Genomic DNA, 12,133 nt, shown 5'->3' with positions numbered 1-12,133 from the left:
GCGAACGAGGGTCCCGGGAAGGCCCTGCCCCGAACGAATTCCCCTCCGCCGCAGATGAGACCTCGCGGTCACCGCCCAGCTCTCACTAAGGTTCTGTGAGCCCTGTCACCGACCCGAGGACTCCATGCAGTCATTCATCGAATCTGCGAACGCGATCATGTGGGCGCTGCCCATGGTGATCATCATCCTGGCCATCGGCCTGTACTACACCATCCGCATGGGGGTGCCCCAGGTCCGGCTGATCGGGGACATGGTGGGGCAGCTGATCCACGGCGGCCGCACCTCCGCGGGCATCAGCTCGTTCGAGGCCTTCGCGATGGCGTTGGGCGGCCGCATCGGCGTCGCCAACATCGCCGGTGTGGCGGCCGCGATGTTCGTCGGCGGCCCCGGCGCCCTGTTCTGGATGTGGGTCACCGCGTTCCTCGGCGCCCCCGTGGCCGTGGCCGAGTCCTCCCTCGCCCAGCTGTACAAGCACAAGGTGAAGGGCGAGTTCCGCGGTGGTCCGGCCTTCTACATCCTGGAGGGCCTCGGCCGGAACTGGCGCTGGCTCGCCGTCGCCTACGCGGCCGCCACCGTCTTCGCCACCACCATCACCGGCCCGCAGATCCAGGCCAACGCCGTGACGGCGGCGACCTCCGAGGCCTGGGGCTGGGACCCGCTCTGGGTCGGCCTGGCCATGGCAGCGTTCTTCCTGATCATCGTGTTCGGCGGCATGCACCGCCTGGGCCGCACCGTCGGCCTGATCGTGCCGTTCATGGCCGCCGTCTACATCCTCGTCGGCCTGATCGTGGTGATCTTCAACATCACCCACGTCCCGGCGATGTTCTCCCTGATCTTCACCTCCGCCTTCGCCCTGGACTCGGCCTATGCCGGAATGATGGGTGCCGCCATCGCCTGGGGCATCCGCCGCGCCGTGTACTCCACGGAGATCGGCACCGGCTCCGGCGCCCAGGCCTCGGCCGCCGCGAACGTCACCCACCCGGTGAAGCAGGGCCTGGCCCAGGGGTTCTCCGCGTACGTGGACACCCTGTTCGTCTGCACCATCACCGGTCTGATGATCCTGGCCACCGACAGCTTCAACGTGCAGGGCCCGGACGGCGAGCCGATCGTGGAGCACCTGCCCGGTGTGGAGGAGGGCCCGGCCTGGACCCAGACCGCTATCGACTCTGTGATCCCGGCTTTCGGCCCGTCTCTGGTGGCCGTGGCCGTGTTCCTGTTCGCGTTCACCACGCTGCTGTCCTTCGACTTCTACGCCGTCACCAACCTGGCGTACCTGGTCAAGCGCAAGCCGGTCCTGAAGGTCCTTGAGGCGATCGCCCACATCCTGCTCGCCGGTTCCATGGTCTTCGGTGCCACCCAGACCTCCGCGTTCGCGTGGGCCATGGCGGACTTCGGCGTGGGCCTCTACACCTGGGTCAACATCCTCGCCCTGGTGCTGCTGTCTCCGATCGCGATCCGCCTGGTCAAGGACTACGACCGTCAGAGGCGTGCCGGCCAGGACCCCGTCCTGGACCCGAAGGAGATCGGCGTGCACAACGCCCATCTCTGGGAGGGTATCCATGCCGAGTATCGGCGCACCGGGGACGCGGACCACGCCATGAACGAGGTCGCCGACTCCGCCCCGGACACCGCCGCCATCGCCATCGTGAACAAGGACGGCACCGGCAGGCAGTGAGCCCGATGGGGTGACGACCGGTCGCACGTCCCGCCACCGCCACCGCCGGTCCCGTGCGCCACTGCCGGTCCCCTGCGCCTGGGCGGGCGGGCCTTCGGTCGGCGGGACCGGTGTCCACGCGCAGGCCTGCGCCGCCGGGGTCCGGACCCCTTCTGCCGCGTCGGCGGCCCGGTCCATCGTGACGGTGTGACGCCGCACCTGCCTCCCCATGCAGTCCGTTCCGCCCCGCCTCCGACGTCCGGTCGTGCCGGTGCCGCCTCCGTCTCGTTCCGTTCGGACCTGCTCGCCTTCGGCGTCGTCGCCTCCGGGGCCGGTTGGGCGGGTGTGGCCGTGAACCGCGCCGCAGGACGTCCGGACTCCATGGACAGCCCCGGCAGCCTGGTCTGGCTGCTGTCCCCGCTGGCCGCCGCAGCCGTGCTGCGCCGGGTCAGGCACGGGGCCTTCCTGCCGCCTCGTCCCGCGGACGCCGTCGCGTCTTCGGGCACGCACCGCGCGCTCGCCTGGGGCACTGCGGTACTGGTCTACCCGGCGGTGACAGCGGGAGCGCTGGGGCTCGGCCGGGCGGCAGGGCTCGTCGACCTCTCCCGCGCGGACGTCGCCGGCCTGGGCCGGTCGATCGCCACCGCACTCGGCCCCGCCCTGGTCAAGAACCTCGTGGAGGAGTCCTGCTGGAGGGGCTACCTCACCGAGGAGCTGCTGCGCGCCGGCGTGGGCAGGGTGCCGCTGAACCTGACGGTCGGCGCCGTCTGGGCCGCCTGGCATGTGCCCTACTATCTGCGCTTCCTGCCTGAGGCGGACATGCGCGCCGTGCTCGACGTCCCCCGCCGTGCCTTCGCCACCGTGGCCGCCGGGGTGATCCTGGCCTGGACCCCGCTCTACACGGAGGTCTACGCGCTCACCCGCTCCGTGTGGCCCGGAGTGGTCATGCACGCCGTGGAGGACGCGGTGGTGAATCCGTCCGCCATGGCCACGGGCATCCGGTACACCCGGGCCGGACAGTGGCTGGTCTCTCCGGTGGTGGGCGCAGTGACCAGCGTCGCCTACACGGCGGTGGGCTGCGCGCTCGGCCGGCTCGGCCGTGCGCTGCGCGGTCCGGTGCGCTGAGCGCCTGCGGGGGCAGGCCCGATCCACCCGGTCCCGCCCCTGACGCGTGTCTGCGGCCCGTGTGGGCCGCGGCCGCTCAGCCCTTCTTCACCACGATCGTCCACTCGGCCGCACCGCGCTTGGTGAACTCGGTGACCTCGTGGCCGTCCTCGGCCGCCCAGCGCGGCAGCGAGTCGGTGGCCTGGGTGCAGTCGAAGTCGATGACCAGCTCGTCCCCGCTGGGGATCTGCGCCATCGCCTGCTTCGCCTCCACCAGCGGGAAGGGGCAGACCTGTCCGTCGGTCTCGAGAAGGTGGCGTGCCATGGGTGTCTCTCCTTGGTTCGTGGGGTCGTCTACGTCGTCCCGACGACGGCTCCTCGCCTCCGCCTGCCCGCCCACCGTGGAGGTGGGCCGGGCGGGGAAGGGGGTGCGGCCGTCGTCGGGAAGGAGGGTGTGGGGCCGGTCAGCCGACCGGGGTGAGCGTCACCGGGGAGGCGGTGGCGGCCGGGGTGGCGCCCTTGCCGCGGTGGTTGAGGATGAAGATCTTCGTGGCCAGTCCGGTGCCGAGGATCATGAACACCAGGGAGGCCCAGCCCTGGAACGTGAAGGTGGCGGTGTTCACCATGGCGTTGCCGATGGTGCAGCCGCCGGCCCACGCCGCGCCCCAGCCCATGCCCAGGCCGCCGATGATCGAGCGGACCGTGGTGGTGGCGTCCGGGACGCGGATGCGGAACTCGCCGGAGGCCTTCGCGGCGATGAACGAGCCGACCAGCAGGCCGAGCACGAGCATCACGCCCCAGTCGACCAGCTCCGGGTCCCCGGTGCCGATGTACGCGCCGATGTTCGCCGAGGGTCCGGTGATGCCCAGGCCGGACTCGCGGCCGGTGGCCCAGGACAGCGGCCAGGCGAGGATCGCCAGCACACCGATGATCGCGGCGGTGACGAACGGGTGCCACGCCTTCTCGGTGAGCACGTGGGCCAGGCCCGTCTTGGTGGCCGGCAGCCGGAAGCGGGTCATCCGGGACTCGCGGCGCAGGTGGTGGCGGACGGCCACGCCCACGGCTGCCACGAGGACCGCCACGAACACCCACGGGGACAGCCCCGTCAGCTGCTGGAACGAGCCGGTCTGCGTCTCCACGGAGCGGACGGCCTCGGTGGTGCCGGCCAGCGGGCCCTTGCGGAACGCTGCGGCGCCCACGATGTAGAAGATCAGCGCGAACCAGGAGCCCACCAGGCCCTCGGCGGCGCGGTAGTAGGTGCCGGTGGCGCAGCCGCCGGCCAGCACGATCGAGAAGCCGAAGATCAGGCCGCCCAGGATGGTGCCCAGCCACGGGAAGGTCTCCGGGGCCAGGGTGATGACGTCGGCGGCGTCCAGGGCGAACACGCCCACGGACTGCACGGCCACCACCACCATGAAGGCGGTGAGCCAGCGGGACGAGCGGAGGGTGAACAGGTCACGGAACGCGCCCGTGACGCAGAAGCGCCCGCGCTGGAACACGAAGCCCAGCACGGTGCCCAGGAGGAGTCCGGTGATGATCATGGCGGCCATGACACACCCGCCGGGGGTCTCGAAGCGAGGGATGCAGTCATGCGGGGCAACGCGGGGTCATGCGGGGACACATCCGGCTCCGGCGGGAATAGACCGCGCGGGGAGCAGGTCCGCCGGTGCGCACGCCGGTGCGTACAGGCGGTCACCGAATAGACCGCGCGGGGAGCAGGTCCGCCGAGAGGGGGAGGCGCCGACGTGGCAGGATCCGTCTTCCGGTGGAGGTGCGCTGTGCGGGCGGTCAGTAGCGTGGGAGCCACGGCGCACCTGACGCGGGTGCGCCCGGCACCGGTGACCGGGGCCGGCGGAGGACCCTTCGCGGGCCGGGGCGGTGCCCAGACGCAGAGGGGAGCATGACCATGATGAACGGCGACGGCGGCAACACGTTCTGGCGGAAGGTCTTCGGCGACCGCCGCGACCAGCGCCTCGTCCTGCGTGAGGCCGGCTTCTCCTGCGAGTCCGAGGCCGCGGCCTGGGCTGAGGACCTCGTGCCCGGTGGGACCCGTGGCATGTCCGAGCTGGACCTGATCGACCGGGTCCGCCGGGCCCGCCCGGACCTCACGCTCACCACCGCCGGGTACATCGCGCGGCACACGGCTGTCCGCAGCGCCTGAGGACGTGACAGCCTGGAGGGCGTGAGCTCCTTCGACATCACCGTGGACGCCGTGCTCTTCGACATCGACGGCACCCTTGCCGACTCCACCGCTTCCGTGGAACGCTCCTGGACCCGGCTGGCCGAGGCCCACGGCGTGGACGTGGAGCGTCTGCTCTCGGTGACCCACGGCCGCCGCGCACGGGACACCATCGAGGAGTTCTTCGCCGCCGACCAGGTGGACGCCGCCGCAGCGGAGCTGCTCGAGTACGAGACGAACGACCTGGACGGGATCGTGGCGCTGCCCGGTGCGCTGCGGATCCTGGACGGACTGCCCGCCGACCTGTGGGCCGCGGTCACCTCCGGCGGCCGCGACCTGATGGGTCTGCGCCTGGACGCCGCGGGACTGCCCGTGCCGGAGGTGTTCATCGCCGCGGAGGACGTGGCGGCGGGCAAGCCGGACCCGCAGGGCTACCGCATGGCCGCCGAGCGCCTCGGCGTGGACCCCGCCCGCTGCCTGGTGGTGGAGGATGCTCCCGCCGGCGTCGGTGCCGGCCGCAACGCCGGAGCCACTGTGCTGGCCGTCGGCACCTCGCATGACCTCGCCCGGCTCTCCGAGGCCCACCACGCGGTGCCGGACCTGCGCGGCGTCACCATGGAGCCCGGCCCGGACGGGATCCGCGTGCGGGGCTGACGCCCGTGAACGATTCGCCGGGCCTCTTCGGCACCCTTGTCCTGGACGCGGCCCGGGCCGAGTCCAGGGGAGGGCGCTGAGCGGAGGGCGGGCGGCCGTCGTCGGGAAGCCACGGTATTGAGAGCCGATCGCAGTAGTCTGGGGTCATGAGCATGCCGACCCCTGCAGACATCTGGGCGAGCTCCGACTATGCGCCCACCGCCGCCCGTCTGGCCCCCGCGGCGCTCGCCGTGGCCGAACGACTCGCGGCACGTCACGAGCCGGTCGCCCCCGTCCTCGACCTCGGTGCCGGCCATGGACAGGGCGCCGCGAAGCTGGTCGAACGTGGGTTCCGGGTCACCGCCCTGGACCCCACGCCGGCCATGGTCGAGATCGGACGGGCCCGCGTGCCGGAGGCCGACTGGGTCCTCGCGGACGGTGAGCACATCGGGCTGGAGGACGGTGCCGTGGACGCCATCGCCTCATCCTTCGCGGCGATGTTCTGCGACCCCTGCGCCGGACCCGCCGAATGGGCGCGCGTGCTCGCCCCGGGCGGGACCCTGGTGATGACCGCCTGGGACGGCCGCGGGTTCCTCGCCGAGATGACGGACCGGATGTCGGCTGCCGTGGCCCCGGCGGGCCAGGCGCCGCACACCCCGCCGCACATGCAGTGGGCCCAGGACGGGGTGGCTGCCGAACGCCTGGGCCCGTGGTTCGCGGACGTGAGTGTGGAGCACCGTGACCTGACCTGGGACTTCCCGAGCGTGGAGGCGGGCATGAAGCTCTACCTCGAAGGCAGCCCCACCCACACCTGGTCCCTGGCCATGGCGGGGGACCGGCGGCAGGCGCTGCTGGAGGCGCTGCGCGGGCACCTCGAGGAGTGTGCCGGTCAGGACGGGGCGATCCGGTCGAGCGCCGGCTACGCGATGATCACTGCGACGCGCAGGTGAGGAGCGCCGAGGGGAGACGATCGTCGCCGCCGCCTGGCACCTGAGTCCATGCCGCCCGGCACCTGAGTCCATGATCTGCCTAAGCCCATGGACGCACCTGCGCCGTGTTCCTAGCGTCGTAGACGTCACCGTGATCCACGCGTTGGCATGTCCCCAGATCACGCTCACCGTGAGGAGACCAGTCCCATGCCGAAGAACACCATGACCCCCCGTTCCCGCCGACTCCTCGGCACCGCCGCCGCCGTGCTCATGGCCGGTGGGCTCACCGCCGTGCAGGCTCCTGCCGCCTTCGCGGCCGCCGGAGGCACCACCACCGACGCCGTGAACATCCGCGCAGAGGCCACCACCGGCTCGGCCGTGCTCGGCTCCATCCCGGGCGGCACGGACATCACCGTCGACTGCCAGACCGAGGGCCAGCAGGTGGAGGGCACGTACTCCACGCACCACTGGGGCAAGGTCACCTACAACGGCCAGACCGGCTATGTCTCCCGCGCCTACGTGACCATCCCGGACGCCACCGGCCTCGGCGCCTGCGACACCGCAGACGACCCCGCCCCGGACCCGGGCGCCGACCGCCAGCAGGTGCTGGACCGCGCGAACCACTGGGTGAGCCAGGGCCTGCCCTACTCGATGGAGGCCTACGCCCCCGGCCCTGACGCGGACGGCTACAAGTTCCGCACCGACTGCTCCGGCATGGTCGCCATGGCCTACAACCTGCGCGACCAGTCCTACTCCACTGTGAACCTGCCGGAGAAGTTCAGCCCGATCGCCAAGGAGGACCTGCAGCCCGGAGACATCATCGGCAACCTCGGCCCCGGCAGCGCCGGCGCTGCGGGCCACGTGGTGATCTTCGACGGCTGGGTGGACGACGCCAAGACCCAGTTCCGCACCCTTGAGCAGAACGGCGGCTACGGCGCCGTCTCCCTGACTCACACGTGGGGCAACGCGTTCTGGAGCCAGCAGGCCTACCGCTACAACGGCTTCTGAGCCGAAGCCCGGGTATGAGGCCGGCGGCTCCGGGCACGGGCCGCCGGCCTCAGCCACGCGGAGTCTCTGGACTGAACGGCGCAGGCCGAGCAGGCCTGTTCCCGCAGGCTGAACTCCGGATTTCGGACAATGGAGGGGCCGGGGTCGCCGAGTGTGGTCCCGGCCCCTTCGCTGTGCCTACAGTTCCGGGGTGAGCTACAGCGTGGTGGCCGTCACCCGGTGCCGCTGCGCGCCCATTCCGTTCCCGACCCACGAAGGAATGCCATCGCGATGAGCACCGCATCGTCCGAACCCTCGCCCGTCCTCGCCAACGCGCATGCCCAGCTGGCGAAGGCGATCGAGACCCTCGGCTACGACGAGGGCATGCACGAGACCCTCAAGAGCCCCCGCCGCGAGATGTCCGTGTCCATCCCGCTGCGCCGCGACTCCGGCGAGATCGAGGTCCTCCACGGCCACCGCGTGCAGCACAACTTCTCCCGCGGCCCCGCGAAGGGCGGCACCCGCTTCGCCCCCACCGTGGACCTGGACGAGGTCCGCGCACTCGCCATGTGGATGACGTGGAAGTGCGCCCTGCTGGACGTCCCCTACGGCGGCGCCAAGGGCGGCGTCGCCATCGACCCGCGTGACTACTCCGAGGCTGAGTTGGAGCGGGTCACCCGCCGCTACACCTCCGAGATCATGCCGATCATCGGCCCGGACAAGGACATCCCCGCCCCGGACGTGGGCACGGACGAGAACACCATGGCCTGGATGATGGACACCTACTCCGTGTCCGTGGGGCATACGGTCCCGGAGGTCGTCACCGGCAAGCCGGTCGCCCTCGGCGGCTCCCAGGGCCGCGCCGCGGCGACCTCGCTCGGCGTCACCCAGATCGCCCTGGCCGCGCTGGAGCACAAGGGCATCGACCCGACGCAGGCCACCGCCGCCGTGCAGGGCTTCGGCAAGGTCGGCGCCGGCACCGTGGAGTTCCTCGCGAACGCCGGCGTGAAGGTCCTCGGCGTCGGCGACCAGTACGGCGCCGTGCAGAACGAGGACGGCCTGGACTTCTCCGCCCTGCAGAAGCACGTCGCGGAGACCGGCTCCGTGGTGGACTGCCCGGGCACCGAGAAGCTCGAGGCCGCCGATCTGCTCACCATGGACGTGGACCTGCTCGTCCCAGCCGCGGTGGAGGGCGTGCTCACCGAGGACAACGCCGCGGACGTGAAGGCGAGGATCATCGTGGAGGGCGCCAACGGACCCACCACCGGCGAGGCCGACCGCATCCTCAACGAGGCCGGCGTCATGGTCGTCCCGGACATCCTCGCCAACGCCGGCGGCGTGATCGTCTCCTACTTCGAGTGGGTGCAGGGCGGCCAGGCCTACTGGTGGACCCTGGACGAGGTGAACGAGAAGCTCGAGAAGCGCATGACCGGCGCCTGGAGCCGCCTCATCGCCACCGCTCAGAAGCACGGCACGTCGCTGCGCGAGGCCGCCATGGTCACCGCCGTCGAGCGCGTCGCCGAGGCCCACGTCCTGCGCGGCCTCTACCCGTGACCTGAGCCGGCTGCGCCGCCTCGGGGATTCCCGACGACGGCCCCTCGCCTCCGGCGCGCATCGGCCCCTCGCCTGCGGCGCGCATCGGCCCAGTGCCGTTGCGCGCCCGGCGTCACGGCTCAGCCGAACAGGTCCCGCCGCAGCAGGGTGAGGTGGTCGTCGTCCCCGCCGCGCAGGGTGGGCTCCGGAACGTCCGCCACCACGAGGTCCTCGCCGTGCTCGGCGCCCCAGTGCGCGGTGCCGTCCGGGGCGGCCACGGCGGACAGGCCGCAGTAGTCCTGCTCGCCCTCGGTGCCCACCCAGTTCGCGTACGCCACGGTGAGGCCGTTCTCGATCGCCCGTGCCGGCACCAGAACCCGGTTCACGGACTCGAATCCGCGCATGTTGGCGGTCGGCACGAGCACCAGGTCCGCCCCGGCCTGGGCCGCGAAGCGCACGGTCTCCGGGAACTCCACGTCGAAGCAGATCAGCAGGGACACCGCCCGGCCGCGCAGGCTCACCACGTGCGGCACGGACGGCCCCGGGGTGAACCGTGCCCGGTCCAGGTCACCGAACAACTGCATCTTCCGGTGGGTCAGCAGCAGCTGGTCCCCGTCGATCAGGTTCGCGGAGTTGTAGACGGGGGTGGCCCCCGACTCCGGCGAGCCGTCCGCGGCGGGCGAGCTGCCGTCGTCGGGAAGCCCGGCCTCCGGGAAGCCGTAGGCGACCGCCACCGCGTGCCGTGAGGACAGCTCCCGGACCCGCTGCGCGGTAGGGCCGTCCGCCGGCTCGGCGAGGGCGCGGGTGTCCGCGGCGGAGATGTCATAGCCGCTGGTCAGCATCTCCGGGGCCACGAGCACGTCCGCGCCCGCCTGCGCGGCCTGGCCGAGGGCCTGGTCCAGGCGCGCGAGGGCGCCTTGCGGATCCAGCGGATGCGGGGCGGGCTGCCACAGGGCCACACGCATGGCGGTCAGTCCTCGAGCTGCACGGGCGCCAGATCGGCGAACACGTCACCGGGACCCGGGTTGGACTCGTGGGAGGCCCCGCCGAAGTGGGTCATCACGCCCCACACCGCGTTCAGGCCGGTCTGCACGGCGCCCTCGGCCCAGGCGGGGGTGAAGGAGACGTCGTCCCCGGCCAGGAAGATCCCCCGTTCGGACTCCGGCAGGTCCTGCTGCATGAAGTGCGTGTACATGCGGTGGTTGTACCGGTAGTGGCCCGGCAGGGCGCCCTTGAACGCGCCGAGGAAGTACGGGTCGTCCTCCCAGGAGACGGTCACCGGCTCGCCCACGATGTGGCTGCGGATGTCCAGGTCCGGGTAGATCTTCTCCAGCGCGGACAGCGCCAGCTCCACGCGGCGGTCCACCGAGTGCGGGAGCATCTTCAGCGAGTCGGACATCCAGGAGTAGGACAGACAGATGGCCGCCGGCTTCCCCGGGCCGTCGTCGAAGAGGTAGGTGCCACGCGTCAGGCGGTCCGTCAGCGTCATGGACATGCGGTCACGGCCGGTCTGAGGATCCTGCTCGAGCCAGAACGGCTCGTCCACCATCACGAAGGTCTTCGAGGACTGCATGTAGCGGGTGCGGTCCAGTGCCATCCACAGGTCCTGGGAGAACAGGGACTCGTCGCAGTCGATTTCCGTGGTGAGCAGCCAGGAGTGGCAGGTGGCCAGCACGGCGTCATGGGTGCGCGCCACGCCCCAGCGGTCCGTGACCGTGAAGCGTCCGGCCGGGTCCTTCTTCACCGCGGACACCGCCGGCAGGGTGGAGCCGCCGTGCAGCGAGGCCAGGGTGGTGCCCTCCGGCCACGGAGAGGTGCTGCGGGCCGGCAGCGTCCACAGGCCCTTGGGCAGCTGGTCCACGCCGCCGTCCACCAGGCGCTGGTCCTCGTCGCAGTTGGTGAGGACCACGCGGAGGATCTCCAGCATGGAGTTCGGGAAGTCCGAATCCCAGCCGCCCGTGCCGAAGCCGACCACGCCGAAGACCTCGCGGTCCCGGAACTTCAGGTTCTTGAACGCGGTGGAGGAGGCGATGAAGTCGTAGAACGTGCGGTCGTCCCACTCCGCCACGATCGCGTCCCAGCGGCGCTTGAGCTCCGCGGTGTCCCGGTTGCGGATGGCCGTCTGCAGCTCCGGGAAGCCGATCTCCACCAGGGCCTGTGCCCAGGCGTCCGAGATGGCGGTGAAGGACTCCGGCAGGTCCTCGGCGGTGCGGGCGTAGTGGGTCTCGCCGCCGATGTCGATCACGGTGGAGCGTGCCGCCTGCGTCAGCGGGTTCGGGAACGGGCGGTGCGTCAGGCCCAGCCGGTCGACGTAGTGGAAGAAGGACGTGCCGGAGATGGGGAAGCGCATGCCGCCCAGCTCAGCGGTCACCCCGGCGTCGCCCGGGAAGCGGTGGGTGCGCAGGCGGCCGCCGATCTGAGTGGCCTCGTAGACCACCGGGCGCAGGCCCAGGGACATCAGCTCGTACGCGGCGACCATGCCGGACAGGCCCGCCCCGATGATCGCGACCTCCTTGCCGTGCGCCTCCTCCGGGATCGAGCCCAGGCCGTCCGGATGGGCGATCCAGTCGTCGAAGCCGAACGGGAAGTCCGGGCCGAAGATCGTGACCGGGCGCTCGCCGGTGGTCTCGTCCTCGGTGGGCGCAGGGAAGATCGTCATGGTGGTGGCGTCCGCCTCTCGTGTGCCGGACCGCCAGGGGGTGATGGCGGTCACATGTCTGATGGGTCGGCAACACAGTAGCGGCAGGTCCGCATTCTGGACAGCCGCCCACGTGAAAGAGAGGACGAAGGTCCACGGGAGGCGCCGAGCCAGAAGATGTGGCGCGCCGAACCAGAGGAATCGCACACTTCGCGGGGCCGGGAAGTGCCCACTCCCTCTGGTTCGGCGCAGGGGTGATGACAGGATCGGGGGATGCGTCCCCACGCCTCCTCCTTCCCGACGACGGCCCCCTCGCCGTCCGCGGAGTCCCTCACCTCCGGCGCGGCGTCCTCATCGTGCTCTCCGGGCTGCCGGGGGTCGGGAAGACACGATCGCCCAGGCCGTCGCCCGGCACGCCGGCGCCCGCAGCCCGGACCCCGGCACCCCGAACACCCCCCTCGAACAGCCCCGGAACG

The 12,133-nt window shown here is 71.5% G+C and carries 11 protein-coding genes; 7 read left to right on the top strand and 4 right to left on the bottom strand.

Annotated elements, in window-relative coordinates; all coding sequences use genetic code 11:
- The first annotated feature begins 124 nt into the window (after positions 1-124).
- Positions 125-1,675 (top strand): sodium:alanine symporter family protein, encoded by a 1,551-nt coding sequence (locus CEQ11_RS01355; protein WP_088477505.1) that lies wholly within the window; start codon positions 125-127, stop codon positions 1,673-1,675.
- A 186-nt stretch (positions 1,676-1,861) separates the two neighbouring features.
- Positions 1,862-2,779, top strand: coding sequence for a CPBP family intramembrane glutamic endopeptidase (locus CEQ11_RS01350; protein ID WP_088477504.1), 918 nt, complete (start codon positions 1,862-1,864; stop codon positions 2,777-2,779).
- Between the two features lie 76 nt (positions 2,780-2,855).
- On the opposite strand, the gene CEQ11_RS01345 is transcribed toward CEQ11_RS01350, so the two are convergent.
- Together CEQ11_RS01345 and CEQ11_RS01340 are read right to left on the bottom strand one after the other, a co-directional pair.
- The gene (locus CEQ11_RS01345) at positions 2,856-3,083 is read right to left on the bottom strand and encodes a sulfurtransferase TusA family protein (RefSeq protein ID WP_088477503.1); all 228 of its coding nucleotides are present in this window, start codon (positions 3,081-3,083) and stop codon (positions 2,856-2,858) included.
- Between the two features lie 139 nt (positions 3,084-3,222).
- A complete protein-coding gene (locus CEQ11_RS01340) occupies positions 3,223-4,299 on the bottom strand; it encodes a YeeE/YedE family protein (protein WP_088478836.1) in 1,077 nt (358 codons plus the stop codon).
- Positions 4,300-4,658: 359 nt separating this feature from the next.
- Between CEQ11_RS01340 and CEQ11_RS01335 the strand changes: the two genes are divergently transcribed.
- The 5 genes from CEQ11_RS01335 to CEQ11_RS01315 all read left to right on the top strand — a co-directional run bounded on the left by CEQ11_RS01335 (position 4,659) and on the right by CEQ11_RS01315 (position 9,040).
- Positions 4,659-4,919: a hypothetical protein gene (locus CEQ11_RS01335; RefSeq protein ID WP_067190515.1), complete on the top strand. Its 261-nt coding sequence runs from the start codon at positions 4,659-4,661 to the stop codon at positions 4,917-4,919.
- Positions 4,920-4,940: 21 nt separating this feature from the next.
- Positions 4,941-5,591 carry an HAD-IA family hydrolase gene (locus CEQ11_RS01330; RefSeq protein WP_227718671.1) on the top strand — a complete coding sequence of 217 codons (651 nt, stop codon included), beginning with the start codon at positions 4,941-4,943 and terminating at the stop codon, positions 5,589-5,591.
- A gap of 146 nt (positions 5,592-5,737) precedes the next feature.
- Positions 5,738-6,520 carry a class I SAM-dependent methyltransferase gene (locus tag CEQ11_RS01325; RefSeq protein ID WP_227718670.1) on the top strand — a complete coding sequence of 261 codons (783 nt, stop codon included), beginning with the start codon at positions 5,738-5,740 and terminating at the stop codon, positions 6,518-6,520.
- Between the two features lie 186 nt (positions 6,521-6,706).
- Positions 6,707-7,507, top strand: coding sequence for an SH3 domain-containing protein (locus CEQ11_RS01320; RefSeq protein WP_193762962.1), 801 nt, complete (start codon positions 6,707-6,709; stop codon positions 7,505-7,507).
- A 270-nt stretch (positions 7,508-7,777) separates the two neighbouring features.
- Positions 7,778-9,040 carry a Glu/Leu/Phe/Val dehydrogenase gene (locus CEQ11_RS01315; protein ID WP_088477500.1) on the top strand — a complete coding sequence of 421 codons (1,263 nt, stop codon included), beginning with the start codon at positions 7,778-7,780 and terminating at the stop codon, positions 9,038-9,040.
- A gap of 119 nt (positions 9,041-9,159) precedes the next feature.
- Here the strand turns inward: CEQ11_RS01315 and CEQ11_RS01310 are convergent, their stop codons facing one another.
- Both CEQ11_RS01310 and CEQ11_RS01305 read right to left on the bottom strand, forming a co-directional pair.
- On the bottom strand, positions 9,160-9,984 hold the full coding sequence (locus tag CEQ11_RS01310; RefSeq protein WP_088477499.1) for a nitrilase-related carbon-nitrogen hydrolase: 825 nt from the start codon (positions 9,982-9,984) through the stop codon (positions 9,160-9,162).
- Between the two features lie 5 nt (positions 9,985-9,989).
- On the bottom strand, positions 9,990-11,678 hold the full coding sequence (locus CEQ11_RS01305) for an NAD(P)/FAD-dependent oxidoreductase (RefSeq protein WP_088478834.1): 1,689 nt from the start codon (positions 11,676-11,678) through the stop codon (positions 9,990-9,992).
- Between the last annotated feature and the right edge of the window lie 455 nt (positions 11,679-12,133).

The organism is Micrococcus sp. FDAARGOS_333 (assembly GCF_002206575.2).
GTDB lineage: Bacteria > Actinomycetota > Actinomycetes > Actinomycetales > Micrococcaceae > Micrococcus > Micrococcus lylae.
This window is presented reverse-complemented; position numbering and strand designations above follow the sequence as displayed.

Bases quoted from the DNA above. Each gene is read 5' to 3' on its own strand.
- CEQ11_RS01355 (WP_088477505.1), top strand. From the start codon at position 125: ATGCAGTCATTCATCGAATCTGCGAACGCGATCATGTGGGCGCTGCCC.
- CEQ11_RS01345 (WP_088477503.1), bottom strand. From the start codon at position 3,083: ATGGCACGCCACCTTCTCGAGACCGACGGACAGGTCTGCCCCTTCCCG.
- CEQ11_RS01340 (WP_088478836.1), bottom strand. From the start codon at position 4,299: ATGATCATCACCGGACTCCTCCTGGGCACCGTGCTGGGCTTCGTGTTC.
- CEQ11_RS01335 (WP_067190515.1), top strand. From the start codon at position 4,659: ATGACCATGATGAACGGCGACGGCGGCAACACGTTCTGGCGGAAGGTC.
- CEQ11_RS01325 (WP_227718670.1), top strand. From the start codon at position 5,738: ATGAGCATGCCGACCCCTGCAGACATCTGGGCGAGCTCCGACTATGCG.
- CEQ11_RS01320 (WP_193762962.1), top strand. From the start codon at position 6,707: ATGCCGAAGAACACCATGACCCCCCGTTCCCGCCGACTCCTCGGCACC.
- CEQ11_RS01315 (WP_088477500.1), top strand. From the start codon at position 7,778: ATGAGCACCGCATCGTCCGAACCCTCGCCCGTCCTCGCCAACGCGCAT.
- CEQ11_RS01310 (WP_088477499.1), bottom strand. From the start codon at position 9,984: ATGCGTGTGGCCCTGTGGCAGCCCGCCCCGCATCCGCTGGATCCGCAA.
- CEQ11_RS01305 (WP_088478834.1), bottom strand. From the start codon at position 11,678: ATGACGATCTTCCCTGCGCCCACCGAGGACGAGACCACCGGCGAGCGC.